Below are 17,532 nucleotides of genomic sequence, written 5' to 3'. Positions count from 1 at the left end.
AATAAGGTGAAAAATTATAAAATGAAACTTTAATCAGTAGGAATTTTGTCACCCCCACTGATTATTAGTACATATCCATTGTTTTTTTACGGGCAGCCCTCCCATTCGTTGAATTTTGTGGTGGGAGTCTTACTGCCCGTTAATGCGGGATAAAAAAGAAGTCAAATTACTTCCAAACAACACCTCGCCTCTCATATTCCATTCTGTATTCAACGGCAGCCGCAATTTTAGGGCTTGCGAATCTTTCCGTGATCCAAAGTCCCAAATCAACTCCTGAAGTAACTCCTCTTGCAGTGATAATATCCCCTTGATCCGCAATTCTGTAATGAAGAAGCTCTGCCCCGTATTCACTCATTTCATCCTGTGCCAAATAGTGCATCGTTGCCTTTCGACCGTTCAATATACCAGAGGCAGCTAATAGCATACCTCCTGTACACACACCAGCAACAATTGTTCCTGCATTGTGCATCTCGCTAATCATTTCGGTCAAAGTACCAAGCTCTGCTTGCTTTCATGCCCCATGCTCTGCTTTATGATTCCAGCCACCACCAGGTACAATTAACAAATCTGGCCTATTATCCATTCGTAAAAAATCATGTAGTTTAACCGTAACTCCAAATGAAGTCGTAACTTCTTGTTTTTGTTCACTCGAAACGAATTCAATTGTAAATGGAGCCCCTTCTTCTATCGCTCTTTTCAGTACCTCAAACGGTGCGAAAGAGACAAGTTCTCCGAAACCATCAAACAATACTATTTGTATTTTCATTTTCGGACACCTCATATGCTTTCTTTTTTAAATTGTAGATATATATAATGATTGGGCAACCTCAAAGTGTAAATTGTAAAGTATACCTAGATTATTCAAATAAAAAATAATATCCCACATAGTTAAATACATTTGTAAACCCTACATTTTCCACAACTGCAACAGAAGGCTTGTTCAATTCCATACAGTCCCAATATGGAATAATATCATTCTCCAAACAATCTTTCACAAAACTATGCGCTATCTTTTGAGCTAATTTTCTCCCTTGGTGACCTTTTATCGTTTCAATATCTATACAATGGATATTTGCAAATACAAAACCTGAAAAACATACACTTACAATTAGATCATCATAAACAACGCAATAACCGATTCCCTCATCGAAAAAACAATCCGGTGAAGACCAAAACTCTAAAATTTTTGATTGTAAAAAATCAATATTCTTAAATGTATTGTTATTATTTTCATAGAGAGCTTTACTCATTTTCAGCACAGTATATCCCTGTTCAAATTTAGGCTCATGATGATTGTCATAATCCTCTTTTCTTAGCGTATACACTCTTTGATTCCAACTCTTTAATTTACGGTGCTGAAATATTCTTTCAATTGTTTTGTTCCATTTTGAATGATTACCGATTCCTTCAAAGCAATCTAGTCCTACCTTCCTCGCCTCAGGTACTATTACATTATTAATAAAATGATTCATTTCTTTATTAAACTCTTCATTTGCAGAATCTCCAATGAAGAAGAATCCATCATTATTACCTAACCAAATAAGTCCCGAATTAGGAGCAGTACTATTATCTACAAATATACGACCAGGGTTCACTCCTGCAATTACAGCACGTACCTCTAATTGACCTTGTTCATTCACTAAACTATTACACCTATAAAAATCATTCTTGCTTAGTTCACAGATCATACGTTACATCCCCTTTTTTAAACTGTTCTATTCTAACTTTACCACTTTCACATAATATTCTGTATTATTTTCAAGAGTGGTTTTAAAGCGATGCGATAAGTAAATGAAATACATAATAAAAAAGAGCCAATCCCCTATAAGATAGAAGATTGACTCTTTCCTTTATTTACTCCCCTGTTTCAGAAAATCGCTTTATACGTTCACCAATTTCATCACGAACACGTTGAAATTCGGACCACTCTTTTCCTGCTGGATCATCAAATCCCCAATGAACACGATTTACATGCGGCGGAGTAGATGGACAAACAGAATCCGCATGACTACACAGCGTAACGACTAAATCAGCACTATTTAAAATGTTTGCATCAATTATATCTGATGTTTGATTTGTTATGTCGATATTTACTTCGTTCATTGCTTTAATTGCATTTGGATTTACTCCATGTGCTTCAATTCCTGCAGAATATACATTCCATTTATCACCTAAATATTGTTTGCCCCATGCTTCTGCCATTTGGCTTCGGCATGAATTTCCTGTGCATAAGAAATAGATTGTCTTTTTGTTTTCCATGTTGTTTTCCGCCTTTGTTTTTAAATTATGCTGGTTGATCATTAAAATATTTACGCTTAAACCAAAAAGCGACGTTTACAAGTGCAATCATTACAGGTACTTCAACTAATGGTCCGATAACTGCTGCAAATGCTGCGCCTGAATGAATACCAAACACCCCAACTGCTACAGCAATTGCTAACTCAAAGTTATTACTACCTGCTGTAAATGCTAACGTTGTCGTCACCGGATAGTTTGCACCAATTTTTCTTCCCATAAAGAAAGATACAAAAAACATTACAATAAAATAGATTAATAACGGAATCGCTATTCTTACCACATCTAGTGGCACGCTAACAATCATCTCTCCTTTTAAAGAAAACATAATGACGATCGTAAATAGCAATGCAAGTAATGTAAGTGGACTAATTTTAGGTATAAACACCTTTTCATACCACTGTCTTCCTTTTAACTTAACTAGTACAAAGCGTGTCAACATACCTGCTATAAAAGGAATTCCCAAATAGATAAATACTGATTTTGCTACTTCTATCATTGTAATATCGACAATAGCCCCTTCAATCCCTAACCATTCTGGAATTACAGTTACAAATACGTATGCATAAACTGAGAAAAAAAGCATTTGGAATACCGAATTAAAAGCAACTAAACCTGCCGCATACTCTTTATCCCCATCAGCAAGATCGTTCCAAACAATAACCATTGCAATACAACGTGCTAATCCAATCATAATGAGACCAACCATGTATTCTGGTTTATCAGGAAGAAAAATAATTGCTAACACAAACATAAGTACCGGACCGATAATCCAGTTTTGTACTAAAGATAGAACTAACACTTTTACATCTTTAAATACTCGGCCCATTTCCTCATAGCGAACTTTCGCTAATGGTGGATACATCATTACAATTAAACCAACAGCAAGTGGAATAGACGTCGTTCCAACTTGTAATGTATGTAGTCCGTCTACTACACTAGGAAACACAAACCCTAAACCAATCCCAACAGCCATCGCTAGAAAGATCCATAGTGTTAAATAGCGGTCTAGAAAAGATAAACGTTTCATTTTATTTTCCAGCTCCTATTAACAACAAGAATTTTTTTCTACTACTTTAGAAGTCGTACAACAAGATGGATCTTCTATTTTGTGAACATCACTATCTGCTTTTGTATAAAAGAACTCCCACTCATTACCATCGGGATCCGTTACCCAAAACTTATCTTGTACTGCATAGCAACAAGTCGTATCCATCTCATCACGCGCAAAGAAACCTTCTTTTTCTAATCGTTCTTTATGTAATGTAATTTCTTCAGCTGTATCCACTTGAAAACCAAAGTGATTTACTTGATTTCCATTCACTTCATCTCGTACGTTTAGCGTGAAATTAAGTCCTGGCGTCTCTAATAAAAATTTTGCATAATCTACTTTCACCTTAACTGGTGACACACCAAATACCTTTTCGTAAAATTCAATAGACTTCTCTAAATTCGTAACGTTTATACCAACGTGAACATATATCATAGCTTATTCCTCCTCTTTATATGTTATTAATCAATTTTTTTTGATTAATAGTGCAAAATTTTAACAACAGCTACCCTTTCCTGTTTTTCTAAAGATACAACATAATTCTTCTGATAATAAATTATTTACTTCCGCATCATTTAGATCATAATAACTCCACGTGCCTTTTGTTTCTTTTACAATTAAACCTGCATCTAATAAAATCTTTAAATGATATGACAACTTAGATTGCGTCATTTCAAAAATCTCTGTTAAATCACATACGCAAGTCTGGCCTCGCTGGCAAAGTTCATACATAATCTCTAAACGCTTCTGATCAGCCAACGCTTTAAACTTTTTCTCATATAACTTAAAATCTTGTGTCACTGTAGTTCACTTCCCTTCATCAACTTTTTTTGATGCTTATAGTATATACGCTATTGAGTTTATTATACAACTTATTAATCAATTTTTTGTGATTTAGAAAAACTTCCTCCCATTATATCTTTGCTACAACTAAAAAGGACCCCAGCCTTTTCAAAAATGAAAAACTACGGCTCTTTTTACAACTTAATAGTTACAATATTTCCGAGAAATGGAGTCTCTATAACTATTTTAAATTTTAATTTGATCATTATAGAGTAGTGCCCCATCACCATCAATCTAAGAAAAACAAATACCCCAAAATGAGAAAAATTGATATAACTCTTGTTTTTGGTGCATATTCATAAAAAGCACGTTACTATTCTCTTATGTTAATGAGAATAGTAACATGCTTTTAATTACAAAAATAGTTTTAATCCTTAAGTTGATGGTTGTGGGGCGGTACCCTATGCCCATCAACTTAAGAAAAAGAAATGCCCCCAAAACGAAAAAATGAGCGGCTTCTCAGAATAGCTATCTGTAGAGAAAGAAAAATTTAATTTAGGGGGATATGAAAGTATTAGCTTGATGGTAATGTGGCAGTACCTCATATAAAGAAATTTTAAACATCTTAATCTGCCTTTCCTTTATGTAAATATGGGAATAACGAAATTACCCCAAGGATAGCTAAACAAGCTCCAATCCATAGCGGAGATACAAAACCATATCCTTTACTAATCCCAAGACCACCTAGTGACGAACCAATAACAATACCTAGCGTAATAAAAGAACTATGAACGGTATTTATCATTATTCCATTACTAGCTGTTTTCATCACCCTCGCAACCATAGCTGGATTCAATGCTACACCAGTTAAACCAATAAAAATCATAGAAATAACTGCAATGTATTTATTCTCTGCACTTAAAGCAAATAAAGACAACGCTATGATTAATATAATTAATCCACCCATAAGTATTTTCATTGTAAATTTATCAGCGAACTTGCCAATTATTATATTCCCAATTACCGTCGCACTACCATAGAGAGCAAGTAAATATGGAATACTTGCACTTGAAAACCCTGTAACATTTGTAAAGATAGGAGTGAAATAACTAAATGCTGCAAACGTACCACCAATAATGAACATACTTGTTACGTACGCTGCCCAAAGATGAATATTCTTAAATCGCAGAAGTTCATCTTTCCAATTTAATTGCTCTTTATTTGAAGAAGATGGTAATAACCGTTGAATCATAATTGCTGATACTAGCACAAGAACAGAAACAGCCCCAAAACTAATACGCCAGCCAAAATATTGCGAAATAACGGTTGTTATAGGTAAACCTAATACAGTTGCGAACATTAAACCTGCAAGTACAATTGATGCAGCTTTTCCCCTTGAATCAGAGTGAACCAATGTCGCAGAAAAGGAAATCGCAACTCCAAAAGCTGAAGCTGAAGCAATACCAGTTATAATACGTGAAATCATCATAATATCATAGTTCCAAGCAATAGCTCCGAGCGATTGACCAATTAAAAATATGAACATTAAAAACAATAATGCTTGTTTGCTGCGCATTCGTAAGAGGATTGCAGTTAAAATGGGGCCTCCTATTACCATTGCTCCTGCATAAGCTGAAATTAAATACCCAATGGATGATACAGAAACCTGGAATGCAAGAGCAAGTTCATTCATCATACCTGCAACCATAAATTCTGATGTAGTCATACAAAAGATTGCTAAAGCTAATAAATAAATAATCGATGGCATAAAAACACTCCTTATCCATTACTGTAATGATCGGTACAAAAATAGTGCGAAAAAAGGGCGCACTAAGCGCCACAAATAGACTCTACTGTTCCTTTGATAACTTGTTCAGACAACATCCGATTTTGCATCGATACATTAAGAACACGGAATCCGTAATAACTGCTTAAAAGCAGACTAGCTAATTCTTCAGCTGATTGCTTCTTTGAAATTTCACCTGTTTGCAATCCTTCCTCCATCACTGTTTCAATAGCTTGTTTAAGAAGTTCAACATGCTTCGAGAAAATTTCTTGTACCATTAAATCGTTTTTAGCACGTTCTATACTGGCATTAATCAATAAGCATCCTTTTTGATCCATATTCTCAAAGTCTTCTTTCAATGCCCATTCAAAAAAATTACTTAATCGTTCTTTAACTGGAATTGGAGTATGTAACAATTTCTTTTGTTCCCTAATCCCAATTTCATGGTAGCGTTCTAATACTTGTTTATACAGTTCATGTTTACTACCGAAAGTATTGTATAAACTTCCTTTTCCAAGTCCTGTATCACTGCATAAATCTTGTGTAGAACATCCTTCATATCCTCTTAACCAAAATGTTTTCATTGCAACATCTACAATTGAGGAATAATCAAACTCTCGAGGTCTGCCGCGTTTATTCAATCGTATCCTCCTCTCATTTTAAAGATAACATGAATAGAATACTCCTTTTTGTACCACGCGGTCAATAATTTTGTTTTAATGTTACTGTAAAATAAAATTGGATTATTTTAGATTATGAATAATTAAAAATAGCCCCCTTATTCAAATTGCCTAGCGAAAAAATCACGTTTTAATAGATTTCTTTATCATCTCTACCTTTCTATAGATTACTAGTTATGAAACGAGGATCGTTTCATAACTAGTAATTTACTTAATTAGCTTGCTGGTTATGGAGTAGTGCCCCTATAAACAAAACCCTCCAGAGACATCTATAATCTGCCCTGTTACCCAGCGGCTATCAGAAGAAGCAAGGAATGCTACTACATCTGCAATATCTTCAACTTGCCCTATTCGTCCGAACACAGATGAATCCGTAGCAAAATTCCGTATTTCTGAATCATCTAGCAATTTCGCATTGATATCTGTCTTCGTATATCCAGGCATAATTGTATTCACTGTTATACCTCGTTCTCCAAGATGTTTAGCTAGAGGAAGTGTCATCGTATTTAGTGCACCTTTACTTAAACCGTATGCAATGGACCCTGTAAAACCAAGTCTTACTTCCGCTGATGAAATGTTAATAACGCGCCCTTCTACTCGTAGTAACGGTAATGTTTGCTGAATTAAAAAGAATGGCGCCTTAATATTTACGGCCATAATTTCATCAAAAACTTCTTCTGTCGTATTTTCAATCGTCCCTTGTGTACCTATCCCTGCATTGTTTACTAAAATATCAATCTCTGATGTACCAACTCTTATTTGTAATTCATTCTTCAATTGTTCTACTATTTTTTTGACACCATCCATTAAATTGAGATCAGCTTCAATTAAGAATGCCTTTCCTCCATTAGATTCAATCTCACTAATTGTTTCATCTGCAGCTATTTTATTTCGGCCGTAGTGAATCGCAACTAATGCACCGTCGTTTGCCAATCTCATCGCAATCGCACGACCAATGCCGCGACTTGCCCCTGTTACTAATGCTACTTTCCCATCAAGATTCTTCATTTTTTCCATCCTTCCTAAATTCCCTTTTGATAAACCCTATACTTATATTTTCATGCAAATACTAATCATTTTAAATATAGATTTATAGGTAATTTAGTTCGTTCACTTATGATATTATAGTTATAATTCGCAATTCACTTTAGAAAACACAACAAGGAGGCTACACAATGCAAAACGCTGTAAAATTGGATGAAATCGATCATAAAATTATGAACCTGTTATATGAAAATGCGAGAATTTCTGTTTCAGAAATAGGACGAATTATATCCATGACGCAACCTGCTGTAAAAGAACGTATTAACAAGCTTGAAGATCAAGGAGTTATAGCGGCTTATCGAACGAAATTTGAGCCTGCAAAAATTAATAAAAACATTCAAGCATTCATCATGTTTAAAACGAGCCAATGCTCTGATTTTATTCAATTTTGTAATGCCGCTCCTGAAGTAACAGATTTATACCGAATTAGCGGGGAATTTAATTATATGATGAAGGTCATGAGCGATTCGATGGATTCTCTCGCTACATTTTTAGACTCTTTAATGCAATTTGGATTATCGTCTCCTTTAATTGTTTTAAAGAGTGAGTTTGAGGAGAAATTGTCGTTCTAATAAAAGGATACGTATTATCCCCGGCTAACAGTAAAAGTTTTTCCTTTATGAGAAAAGCCAATGAAATCAATGATTAGTAAACAAAAAAAGAACATTGATATTTCAATGTTCTTTTTTATATCTCTACTTATGAATTAGATCTCTATTCGAAAAAAGCACCTTAATCCCCTTACCCCTGATTCCTCTGCGCCTCTCTAAACTCCTCCTTCACCTTCTCTAACAACCCTTCTTCCGTAATTAATCGATACGCCGTATTTGCTAATGCTTTTGCCGATGTAATTAATGCTTTATCTCCAAGTTCTGAACGTGCTGCTTCTCTAAATTCATTCGTATGTGCAATTAAATCATCTGGTCCGATTTTAATGTACGGATGAATTGTCGGTACGACTTGACTTACGTTTCCTGCGTCGGTTGAACCAATCCCTACTCTTTCTTTACGATTTACATCTTCACCTAATAGTTCTAGTTCTTCCGCTACGATATCGTTATATGTTTTTGTTACGAGTAATTCATCGATTTCATTTTGAAATTGATGGATTTTTACTTTTGCACCTGTTGCTAATGCTGCTCCCTGTGCAATGTTTCTTACTTTTTCTGTTACTTCCGCGCATCTTTTTCTCGTTGCTGCACGGATGAAGAATCTTGCTGCGGCATAGTCAGGAATAATATTAGGTGCTTTTCCGCCCTCAGTAATAATGCCATGAATTTTCACATCTGACGGAAGTTGTTGGCGAAGTGCGTTAATACCGTTATAGAGCTGAATAACCGCATCTAATGCGTTAATCCCTTCTTCTGGCGAAGCTGCAGCGTGAGCTGTTTTTCCGTAAAAATGAAAATCAAGTGGATCGACTGCTAGTGAAGGACTCGTTGTCGCTGTCTTTCCGCTCGGATGAATCATAAGCGCCGCATCAATGTCTTTAAATAAACCTGCCTTTACATAACTCGATTTTGCGCTACCGTTCGGTCCTCCTTCTTCAGCTGGTGTTCCGAACACGATAACTTCCCCGCCAATTTCTTCAAGCGTTTCTGATAATGCAATTGCTGCTGCAACGCTAATTGTGCCGATTAAATTGTGACCACACGCATGGCCTAGTCCTGGTAAAGCGTCGTACTCCGCTAAAAATGCGATTGCTGGTCCTTGTTTTCCAGAGCTTTTTCGCGCGATAAATCCCGTTTCATGTCCAGCTATATTGTGCTGCAACTGAAATCCTGCACTGCCTAGCAATAAACTTAACGTTCTAGATGCATAAAACTCTTGGTTACCAATTTCCGGATTCGCATGAATATCATGACTTGTTTCTATGTACTTTTCCTTATTTCTTTCGATACTCTCTTCAATTGTTTTTCTTTGTGACGTTACTCCTGTCGCTCCCATTTTTCTTCCTCCTTTTATTTTCACATAAAAAAGCCTCTTTCTAAAGATAGAAAGAGGCTTCTGTATATACAGTCAAAATGAGCTTCTTTCTTATCTTTCAAGTTACCTTGCTGGAATTGGCACAGTATTCATAACGAATCCGCTGCCGAGGTATCATAGGGCCAGTCCCTCCACCTCTCGTGATAAGAATTTTCATAAAATTATATTAAATTATTTTTTATTCTAAGTTCATTCCAAGTAAAAGTCAAGGAATTCCTATCCGAATTTACCGAATATCTAAAAATCCTTTTAATACACCAATTGTCTCAGGTGCTTGCAGTCTTGCACATACGTACGGAAATTCCGTACTACCTTCAAACATCATTTGAGATGTAAGCGGTGCGCCTGCCCAGAAGATTTCATCATCAATTACTAAGAATGGGAATGCTTTATTTTGTCTTTGTAACTTTACATTTTTCAGTGGAACTGGTCCATCACTATAAACTGTTATTTGCGCATTTGTACGCATTAACGCTTGCCATACTCGCTTATCCACTTGTTTTGTACTTGGAAGTGAAATAATAATTTTTCGTTTTGAGGCTAAAATATCTTTTAATACCCCTTTCGTTTCCTCAAGATTCATTTCCATAAACCAGCGTAAACGTTTCGTAATTTTCCGTTCCCACAATTGTCTTGATGTCGTACGATCATACACATCTCCGTGACGTTCTATATGAGCTGTTAATTGTGATAACGCTTGTTTTCTCGAAAGGTTTTTACGCATATAATGGCAATCAGATAATTGAATGAACTTCCCTCTCGCCCTTGTCACTGCTACATTGACGAGGCGATGGTTTTTGTGATCAAAGAATAATATGCCAGGTCGTTCTTGCGGATAACTGTCAACCGTATCAAAGATCATCATATCTCTTTCAGAGCCTTGGAACTTATGAACTGTCGCCGCTAAAACTGGTATGTTTTGATATTTCGTTCTCTGCAACATTTCTCTAATACACGTTGATAAAAAGCGTGACTGCGCCCTGTAAGGTGTCACAATACCAATTGATTGCACACCATCTAACAATCCGATTAACATCATTTGCATTGCTACTAAACCAGACATAATGTTAAAACGTGAACCAGAAGCAGCATCTTTTAACGAAAAAGCTCCCATTTGGCTCGTATCAAATAAAACACTCGCTTCATTTGCGAACGGCTGCAATTGCGCAAGTTCTTTACGCTCTGAAACAGACGGATGATCGTGTACTCTATTTTTATAAATAAACGAATTCGTAAACTTCGATATATCCGCATGCATACGTCTTTGTTCCTGCAACATAAATAGGTTTGGGTGTGCTTCTGATTTATTAACAGACTCAACAATCCCAGCATGGTAAAACATATCTTCCCCAAGCCATTTACGAACGAGTTCATGATTTGCCATCGCAATTGGAGGTAACTGTAAAAAGTCACCGCAAACGACGATACGTTTTCCAAGTGAAGCAGCTAATGCAATTTGCGGAACATATGCCATACTTACTTCATCTACAACAACTAAATCAAATGTACGCTCATAAATAAGTGAATCAATGGCACATTTTGATAAAGTTGCGCCGATTACTTTTGCATTTTCAATATATTCTTTTTCTACTTCTTTAATTTTAGCCTTTTGCTTTCGAAGATCACTTTCAATCTCTTGTATACGCTTCTTATCAGCAGATGTTGCTTTATACGATAAGATTTTTTCACGAAGATCTTGTCGTGTCTCTTCTAAATAGAGTCTTTCCTCACCCCAAGATCCGTTCGTCGTTTCAACTAACTTCGACGCAAGTAACGTTTCATGATTTCGTATATGTTCATGTTGACTATAACCGTAACGAACAATTTCACCAGGCGTCCATTTCTTTTTCTTCTCAATTTGCTTCGTTACTTCACTCATTAATACGTCTACTGCCGCATTACTATGAGCTAACACAAGTACCGATTTTCCTTTTTGATAATGAGCCGAAATAATACGTGATAAATTGTAAGACTTCCCTGTTCCCGGCGGTCCCCATACGTACGTTGTCGGATTATAAAACGAACGATATGCCAGTTCATTTTTTGGATTTTTCATCTTCTCAATATGTTTCGGACTGCTCGTCCCATCAACAAGACGCTTTATACGATTACGTTTCAGTTTATCTTTACGTGCTTCTTTCAATCGCTCTTGTAGTTGCTCTAACAATTGCCACGGTTCACTATATAAAACCGCTTCTCTTATTTCACCTTGTATATAATCATTTAATTTCAGCTCTATTTCTAATCCATGTATAGATAATACTTCCCCTGTCGCTTCCTCACCATCGAACTCAATTCGAATGGGTGAACCTTCAGGTAAGCTTACTTCCGAAATAAGCTGAAATACGTATACTGTACTTTCATAATCTGTATATAAAAAACGACCGTTCATGATAGAAATTTTACTACCACCTATCGTTTTCCAATGTTTAATTTCATACGCTAATGCATAATGCCACTCTTTCATCGTTTCCGATAATGAAGGAGTTTGAGTAGTTGTATTCATCGTATAATCTCCTTCCTTCTCCCCAAACATACTTTCTCACTATACCATATATCACGCTAAAATTTGTAAGGTTTTTATCTTGCTTATTTTCTTAATTTTCAATAATATATTGTATATAATTTTCAGAAAGAAGGAATCTACATGCCAGTTAGAAGAATTGAACACGTTGGACTTATGGTTGCAAACTTAGAAACATCTATTTCATTTTATGAAGAAGTAGTCGGCTTACAGCTCATGAAACGTATGGGTCATCCGAATCCAGACTTAAAACTCGCTTTTTTAGGTGTAGAAGAATCAAAAGAAACGATACTAGAACTCATTGAAGGCTACAACTCTTCTCTTCCGGCAGAAGGAAAAGTACATCACATTTGCTTTAAAGTGGATTCATTAGAGGATGAGATCGAAAGACTAAAGAAACAAAAAGTAACCTTTTTACTAGGAGAAGAAATTGAAACATTACCAGATGGAACACGTTACATATTCTTCGCTGGCCCTGATGGAGAGTGGATTGAGTTTTTTGAGACGGAGAGATAAAGTAAGACTTTATTTTGCGGGATAGAAAAGGAGCCGGAATTCCGGCCCTTGTTTTTAACGAAACATATTTTATTATAGGAATAAAAATCTTTCTAATAGCTCTAACTTGCACAATGCTTCCCGTTAATATAATAGGCTGATTCTGTGAAAACTGTAAATACAACCTCTACTTCTGGAAGTCCAAAATCCATTACATATGTAGTAATGGCCTTGGCAAATCGATCACGAATTTCCTGTCCACGCTCGAACCATTTCACTTCAATAAGAGGAAACGCTTCTATTTCTTCTCCATTGAATACAAACGTAGAACTTGGTAATTCCAAGGTGAAATTATCCGTACCACACTCACAGATATCTGCGAGTTCTTCTACTAATGGCTTGCTTATGCTTTTTAATTGTTCAGTAGTAATTCCACGAAACACAACATGCGGCATGTTATTCCCTCCGTTACATAGCTTTATATTTCCTCATATCATAACACAATTTATTTTGCTGCACTAACATCTATTCGTACATTTCAATGACATTCTTAAGAATGATTATATGTTATTAAAGCTTTTCATTAAGAATATAATCAGGATTTAAGGAAAAGCAGACTGATAGAATTAAAGGTGAAGAGGTAATACTTGACCTCAATTCTGATCGTCATATAATCAATGCCATGCACAAAATGACTCATCAAAAAGTATTATCTCATGAAAAGCAAGGATTTATTAAAATGACTCCAGAAAACATCGAAGCAGTACGTTGAGTAATTGATGAAAATAATAGTGGAACCTTACAACATAAAGAATAGTACCTCAAGATTTTGATTGGTTGGTATGAAGGCGATTTCTCCCTTATCGTTTTATGATATGCTAATAACATTTGGTAAAATACGGTATCTACAGACAGTCAAACACCTTTAAAGATACCTCGTCCAGTTCTTGCTGTTGCAAGATAAACAGCATATAATCAGTTAACCACCCACATTAGTAACGAACACATAAAGAAAAGGCATTCCAAATATGAAACGCCTTCTTTCGTTTTATAAAACCATCCAACACGCTGAACTTTTCAATTTAATATAATCACTCGTTTAACTAAAGAAATTGATTACGTGCATAACGCTCTTCTCACTTTTCTTGCAAAATTTAGTGGATCATCAACGTCTTCGATATTAACGTAAATTAAATTTGGATCATCACATAACCACTCATTGTGTATAGACGAAACGATTATTCCTTGTTTAATAATTGTCGCCACAAATTCAGTGACTTCTTTTTGTAAGAGTGCTACTCGGCCTAGGCATAATGCCCGTCCAGTTTTATTGTCTCGTGATTCGAATGAAAAGGAAGTTGTTACTCTAAAACGTTTTCCCAAGATTGTTGCTCGTATTTCATCTCGGTTTATTGTTGCCACGCATTTCCCACCAGCGAATCCTTCTTGACCGCCAATGATTCTTGCAAACTGTTGACAAATTGATTCCTCATTAACCGCCATACCTTTAATCATTCCTCCTTTTACTATTAGATTATGAATTCATACATAGGTCTGAAACGGCAATGAATCTAATCTATTATAAAAAAATGATGGCGATCTACCGAAAGCTATTAACTCAATTATTCTTGATCGTATGAATTGTTATCAGAGTTTAAATGGTGCAGAATTTTTATTTTATGCTTAATGGACATCGGAGACTGAAAGCAAAACTCAGCTATTATAATGGTAAGACATTTTTAAAGAGCATAAAAAAGACACCCTAAGGTGCCATCCTCCGACTTGAGAATTATATCTATGTATGGAGAAATTTAGAAAAGACAAATACAAAAGAGAAGATTCTAACTATAATTTATAGAACTCTTATGCCATGACTTACTTACATATTTCCTTATTTACCAGAAGAAGAATCTCAGTTACATTATTTTCTGAACAGTCTCGTTAAAGCCATACCAAGAAATCCAGCGCCCATTCCTATTAGCCATCCAGTTTGGGCATTACCTAACATAGATCCCACTCCTCCACCAAGAAACATACAGCCAACGAATACTAATCCTCCAATTCCCCAATTCGGCCGTTCCATAATTCAATCACATCCCTTCCATAAAACATATGCGATTAACTAGCCTAACTTTCTTGCATAGGATTGGTAATTATTTTGCTTATGTTTTATTGAAGGGCATTCAAAAGATGCGGAGATTGAGTCATTTGAATAAATTACAGAAGGAGAATTTCATTTTTTCATATCAAATAACTTAAGAGTGTGTTCCACAATTTATGACTCCCCCCACCGCTATCCAGCTCAGATAAGAAAGCAAAAACGAAAATTATATGCATCATTGACTACTGTTAATGAGACGTTATGTTAACCTCACATGAAGACCCTATTCATCCAAATTTACACAAAGTTGTCCTTGCTGATGGTACAATTAAAATCATGGAGGGATATTATGGGAATTTTTTTGTAATAACACTACTTCTTATAGACGGCACTGCAATATTGTTATTTTTCTTGTCTGTTTCACCAAAAATTAAGGCTAAAAACCTATCTTCAATAATGATCTGTTTAGGAATAAATCTAATCATAAGTCCAGCGGCTTTTCTTATAGGTGGGATAGCTGATTATGCAGGTGTAGCAGCTAATTATGGGGCTTATTTTGCGGGCGAGTCGACAACAGCGCCTCCTCTAGTTAGTCGTGCACTTTATTTTTTGGGAGGATTTCTCTTTATTCAGGGAATACCGCTGCTCATACTACTTGCAGCTTTTTGGAAGTTTGCTAGAGCAAAGAAAATAAAACAAGTATAGAAGGATGAGTGGATGCATTTTAGAGTAGGGATCCGCTTTTTTCTCGGTACCAATAATAGGATTTCATGTCATACAATGGAGTTAATATTAGAAAACTGTGGGGATGATTACGTTGATAAAATTTGTAATTAGTTATGCTGCAAGTCTGTTTGCTTTTATTTTTGGATGGTTCTTGATTTCATATATTTCTCATCCTAGCTTTATTCACCCGAACGTTGTATTAGGATTCATTAAAACGATCTTCACTTATGGTAGTATACCAGCTCTTATAGCTTGTCTAATCGGGGAAGTGTTATACAGGAAAATCAAGCGATGTAGAGAATTTCAATTTGGAGTCCCTGTATTTATAGGACAAGCAGCTCTCTATACAATTATACCATTTCTTGTTCTTTTTCCTTTTAATTTTTCGCATTTCTTTGACTTTGTTGCACCTGTTATTATGGGGTCCTTAGCTTTTTATTTCGTACGTAGAAAAATATAATTAACTTCAAGAGTGTGACAAAAAGAAGCCTGATTAGTAAAACCACACTGTGTAACCAAACGGAACGAGAACAATCAAAACGCCGTCATTGCTTCTATTAAAAGAAGAATTGAAAAGTTAGAGAAAAAGAATAAGGTATTTGAGGAAGAAAGTAAGAGTGAAAAAGAAACTGTAAAGCTTACTGATTACCTTTTAAAGTTTACAATCATTTCCTAATTGCAGTTAAATATTGTAGTAAGAAACCGAATCCCACCGCTTAAGGGTTTCGGTTTCTTTATTATTTTTTCTTTTGTTAAGAAGTGGTATTTGGATCCAGTCATTTTCCACATTTATTTTTATATTTTTTTCTAAAAGAAGGTTTCCATTCTGATAAATCCTGATAAACAAACGTTATATTATTACATATTCTCTCTGCAACTTCGTACATATGTTTTATATCATTAGCCGTAAATACTATAGACCCTTTGCGTTGAGTGCTATCTACAATAGTTGGTATGGTGTCACCCTCTTTTACTAATAGATCAATTAATACAACCTCCAATATGTTAGTTAACTCTTTATACTTGATTTCTTTTATGCAACCTGGTTTTGGGATCAGACTTAAAGACATAGCTTGACATTTTGAAGGTACACATCTAAATTCATCTATAGTCTCAGTAGCTAACGCATCATAATAGTATCCAAATTGAGAAATGCCAGTTGTTAGTTCCACCATCTTCCAGATGTTGCCGCCACCTATTCTAACTTGAGATTCTATAATTATTGGCTTATTTTGTTTGTCTATCTTTACTTCTGTATGAGTAATGCCGTTTTCCATTTGCATGTCGTCCAAAAATTGCATTACTTTTTCCATAATTAATTGTTTTTGAGATTCATCTATAGGTGCTGGCATAATAGTATAGTTTATTATAAACGTATCTTCTTTAAATACTTCAGCTGATATCGCTAGTATAGAATGTTTTTTGTTATAAGAAACGGTTTCAACCGTATAAACTATATCACCTTCAATATACTCTTCCACTAAAACAGGTAGTTGAATACCATTCTCTTTAATAAATACCTCTACGTCATCTCCCGTGTCTAGCTTAGATACACCTTTACCACCTGCGCCAATCGGGGGCTTTATTATAATCCTATCTTTTTTGTTCAAAAATTCATTAATACCTTTAATGTTATTGCAAACTTTCGAATCTATAGAAAAGTCTTTACCTGCTAGCATTTCACGCATCATGTCTTTATTACGGGTTATCATATTAGCATTGTAAGAAGGTCCTTTAACATTAAAAATCTTTGCAATTATGCAAGCCGTATCTAATGCTGTTTCGTTGAAAGATACAACCACATCAAATGGTTTCTCTTTGAATAATCCTTCAGCGTAGTATATAGACAAGGGTATGTTTGTCGTGTCTAATTCTTTTTTATAGAAACATTTTTCTAAGATAGCCCCATCAAAATATATGTGTTTAGCGTAAGATCCTATATACGAAACAGTATACCCACTGTCTAATGCATCTTGTATAGGCTTTGTCCATCCCCCTATAAATAAAATGTGTGTTTTATTTTCTATGTCATTTCCTTTTAATACCTTATGCATCATAATC

18 protein-coding genes, 2 pseudogenes and 1 riboswitch are annotated in these 17,532 nt (G+C 35.3%); of the genes and pseudogenes, 5 read left to right on the top strand and 15 right to left on the bottom strand.

Annotated features, from left to right (window positions below; translation table 11 throughout):
- Positions 1-166 precede the first annotated feature (166 nt).
- The 9 genes and pseudogenes from B9A45_RS13755 to B9A45_RS13710 form a co-directional block, all read right to left on the bottom strand.
- Positions 167-766: pseudogene (locus B9A45_RS13755) on the bottom strand (DJ-1/PfpI family protein).
- A 91-nt stretch (positions 767-857) separates the two neighbouring features.
- Positions 858-1,688: a GNAT family N-acetyltransferase gene (locus tag B9A45_RS13750; protein ID WP_000562836.1), complete on the bottom strand. Its 831-nt coding sequence runs from the start codon at positions 1,686-1,688 to the stop codon at positions 858-860.
- Positions 1,689-1,854: 166 nt separating this feature from the next.
- The gene (arsC, locus tag B9A45_RS13745) at positions 1,855-2,259 is read right to left on the bottom strand and encodes an arsenate reductase (thioredoxin) (RefSeq protein WP_000428354.1); all 405 of its coding nucleotides are present in this window, start codon (positions 2,257-2,259) and stop codon (positions 1,855-1,857) included.
- Between the two features lie 25 nt (positions 2,260-2,284).
- Positions 2,285-3,325, bottom strand: coding sequence for an ACR3 family arsenite efflux transporter (arsB, locus tag B9A45_RS13740; RefSeq protein ID WP_000826532.1), 1,041 nt, complete (start codon positions 3,323-3,325; stop codon positions 2,285-2,287).
- 18 nt (positions 3,326-3,343) lie between these two features.
- Positions 3,344-3,781, bottom strand: a complete 438-nt coding sequence (locus tag B9A45_RS13735; RefSeq protein WP_000640876.1) for an ArsI/CadI family heavy metal resistance metalloenzyme — start codon at positions 3,779-3,781, stop codon at positions 3,344-3,346.
- Positions 3,782-3,841: 60 nt separating this feature from the next.
- Entirely contained in the window at positions 3,842-4,147 is a 306-nt protein-coding gene (gene arsR / locus B9A45_RS13730; RefSeq protein WP_002101104.1) for an arsenical resistance operon transcriptional regulator ArsR, read from the bottom strand.
- 607 nt (positions 4,148-4,754) lie between these two features.
- Positions 4,755-5,897 (bottom strand): MFS transporter, encoded by a 1,143-nt coding sequence (locus B9A45_RS13720; RefSeq protein WP_084064149.1) that lies wholly within the window; start codon positions 5,895-5,897, stop codon positions 4,755-4,757.
- 62 nt (positions 5,898-5,959) lie between these two features.
- Positions 5,960-6,556, bottom strand: coding sequence for a TetR/AcrR family transcriptional regulator (locus B9A45_RS13715; protein ID WP_001042191.1), 597 nt, complete (start codon positions 6,554-6,556; stop codon positions 5,960-5,962).
- Positions 6,557-6,838: 282 nt separating this feature from the next.
- Positions 6,839-7,603 (bottom strand): SDR family oxidoreductase, encoded by a 765-nt coding sequence (locus tag B9A45_RS13710; protein ID WP_016111604.1) that lies wholly within the window; start codon positions 7,601-7,603, stop codon positions 6,839-6,841.
- Positions 7,604-7,770: 167 nt separating this feature from the next.
- Between B9A45_RS13710 and B9A45_RS13705 the strand changes: the two genes are divergently transcribed.
- On the top strand, positions 7,771-8,211 hold the full coding sequence (locus tag B9A45_RS13705) for an Lrp/AsnC family transcriptional regulator (protein ID WP_001178562.1): 441 nt from the start codon (positions 7,771-7,773) through the stop codon (positions 8,209-8,211).
- A 169-nt stretch (positions 8,212-8,380) separates the two neighbouring features.
- Here B9A45_RS13705 and B9A45_RS13700 read toward each other — a convergent pair whose 3' ends face one another.
- Together B9A45_RS13700 and B9A45_RS13695 are read right to left on the bottom strand one after the other, a co-directional pair.
- Positions 8,381-9,586 (bottom strand): M20 family metallopeptidase, encoded by a 1,206-nt coding sequence (locus B9A45_RS13700; RefSeq protein ID WP_084064148.1) that lies wholly within the window; start codon positions 9,584-9,586, stop codon positions 8,381-8,383.
- 87 nt (positions 9,587-9,673) lie between these two features.
- Positions 9,674-9,775: riboswitch (SAM riboswitch) on the bottom strand.
- A 76-nt stretch (positions 9,776-9,851) separates the two neighbouring features.
- Positions 9,852-12,161 carry an AAA domain-containing protein gene (locus tag B9A45_RS13695; protein WP_142263059.1) on the bottom strand — a complete coding sequence of 770 codons (2,310 nt, stop codon included), beginning with the start codon at positions 12,159-12,161 and terminating at the stop codon, positions 9,852-9,854.
- A 111-nt stretch (positions 12,162-12,272) separates the two neighbouring features.
- Between B9A45_RS13695 and B9A45_RS13690 the strand changes: the two genes are divergently transcribed.
- The gene (locus B9A45_RS13690) at positions 12,273-12,665 is read left to right on the top strand and encodes a VOC family protein (RefSeq protein ID WP_001145286.1); all 393 of its coding nucleotides are present in this window, start codon (positions 12,273-12,275) and stop codon (positions 12,663-12,665) included.
- A 101-nt stretch (positions 12,666-12,766) separates the two neighbouring features.
- On the opposite strand, the gene B9A45_RS13685 is transcribed toward B9A45_RS13690, so the two are convergent.
- Positions 12,767-13,099, bottom strand: coding sequence for a DUF1904 family protein (locus tag B9A45_RS13685; protein ID WP_001120970.1), 333 nt, complete (start codon positions 13,097-13,099; stop codon positions 12,767-12,769).
- A 149-nt stretch (positions 13,100-13,248) separates the two neighbouring features.
- On the opposite strand from B9A45_RS13685, the pseudogene B9A45_RS31620 reads away from it, so the two are divergent.
- Positions 13,249-13,458: pseudogene (locus tag B9A45_RS31620) on the top strand (DUF6241 domain-containing protein); the annotation flags it as partial.
- A gap of 302 nt (positions 13,459-13,760) precedes the next feature.
- Here B9A45_RS31620 and B9A45_RS13675 read toward each other — a convergent pair.
- Together B9A45_RS13675 and B9A45_RS32185 are read right to left on the bottom strand one after the other, a co-directional pair.
- The gene (locus B9A45_RS13675) at positions 13,761-14,147 is read right to left on the bottom strand and encodes a DUF1259 domain-containing protein (RefSeq protein ID WP_001986336.1); all 387 of its coding nucleotides are present in this window, start codon (positions 14,145-14,147) and stop codon (positions 13,761-13,763) included.
- 418 nt (positions 14,148-14,565) lie between these two features.
- Positions 14,566-14,727, bottom strand: coding sequence for a hypothetical protein (locus B9A45_RS32185; RefSeq protein ID WP_000441008.1), 162 nt, complete (start codon positions 14,725-14,727; stop codon positions 14,566-14,568).
- Positions 14,728-15,081: 354 nt separating this feature from the next.
- Between B9A45_RS32185 and B9A45_RS13670 the strand changes: the two genes are divergently transcribed.
- Together B9A45_RS13670 and B9A45_RS13665 are read left to right on the top strand one after the other, a co-directional pair.
- On the top strand, positions 15,082-15,450 hold the full coding sequence (locus tag B9A45_RS13670; RefSeq protein ID WP_033685804.1) for a hypothetical protein: 369 nt from the start codon (positions 15,082-15,084) through the stop codon (positions 15,448-15,450).
- Between the two features lie 103 nt (positions 15,451-15,553).
- A complete protein-coding gene (locus B9A45_RS13665; protein WP_030026376.1) occupies positions 15,554-15,931 on the top strand; it encodes a hypothetical protein in 378 nt (125 codons plus the stop codon).
- A 316-nt stretch (positions 15,932-16,247) separates the two neighbouring features.
- Here the strand turns inward: B9A45_RS13665 and B9A45_RS13660 are convergent, their stop codons facing one another.
- Positions 16,248-17,525 (bottom strand): ATP-grasp domain-containing protein, encoded by a 1,278-nt coding sequence (locus tag B9A45_RS13660; protein WP_142263058.1) that lies wholly within the window; start codon positions 17,523-17,525, stop codon positions 16,248-16,250.
- Positions 17,526-17,532: the final 7 nt, after the last annotated feature.

It is taken from the genome of Bacillus sp. JKS001846, from assembly GCF_900176455.1.
Lineage (GTDB): Bacteria > Bacillota > Bacilli > Bacillales > Bacillaceae_G > Bacillus_A > Bacillus_A cereus.
This window is presented reverse-complemented; position numbering and strand designations above follow the sequence as displayed.

Coding starts and splice junctions, on each gene's coding strand:
- B9A45_RS13750 (WP_000562836.1), bottom strand. CDS start 1,688: ATGATCTGTGAACTAAGCAAGAATGATTTTTATAGGTGTAATAGTTTA.
- arsC (WP_000428354.1), bottom strand. CDS start 2,259: ATGGAAAACAAAAAGACAATCTATTTCTTATGCACAGGAAATTCATGC.
- arsB (WP_000826532.1), bottom strand. CDS start 3,325: ATGAAACGTTTATCTTTTCTAGACCGCTATTTAACACTATGGATCTTT.
- B9A45_RS13735 (WP_000640876.1), bottom strand. CDS start 3,781: ATGATATATGTTCACGTTGGTATAAACGTTACGAATTTAGAGAAGTCT.
- B9A45_RS13720 (WP_084064149.1), bottom strand. CDS start 5,897: ATGCCATCGATTATTTATTTATTAGCTTTAGCAATCTTTTGTATGACT.
- B9A45_RS13710 (WP_016111604.1), bottom strand. CDS start 7,603: ATGAAGAATCTTGATGGGAAAGTAGCATTAGTAACAGGGGCAAGTCGC.
- B9A45_RS13705 (WP_001178562.1), top strand. CDS start 7,771: ATGCAAAACGCTGTAAAATTGGATGAAATCGATCATAAAATTATGAAC.
- B9A45_RS13700 (WP_084064148.1), bottom strand. CDS start 9,586: ATGGGAGCGACAGGAGTAACGTCACAAAGAAAAACAATTGAAGAGAGT.
- B9A45_RS13695 (WP_142263059.1), bottom strand. CDS start 12,161: ATGTTTGGGGAGAAGGAAGGAGATTATACGATGAATACAACTACTCAA.
- B9A45_RS13690 (WP_001145286.1), top strand. CDS start 12,273: ATGCCAGTTAGAAGAATTGAACACGTTGGACTTATGGTTGCAAACTTA.
- B9A45_RS13685 (WP_001120970.1), bottom strand. CDS start 13,099: ATGCCGCATGTTGTGTTTCGTGGAATTACTACTGAACAATTAAAAAGC.
- B9A45_RS13675 (WP_001986336.1), bottom strand. CDS start 14,147: ATGGCGGTTAATGAGGAATCAATTTGTCAACAGTTTGCAAGAATCATT.
- B9A45_RS32185 (WP_000441008.1), bottom strand. CDS start 14,727: ATGGAACGGCCGAATTGGGGAATTGGAGGATTAGTATTCGTTGGCTGT.
- B9A45_RS13670 (WP_033685804.1), top strand. CDS start 15,082: ATGGAGGGATATTATGGGAATTTTTTTGTAATAACACTACTTCTTATA.
- B9A45_RS13665 (WP_030026376.1), top strand. CDS start 15,554: ATGATTACGTTGATAAAATTTGTAATTAGTTATGCTGCAAGTCTGTTT.
- B9A45_RS13660 (WP_142263058.1), bottom strand. CDS start 17,525: ATGCATAAGGTATTAAAAGGAAATGACATAGAAAATAAAACACACATT.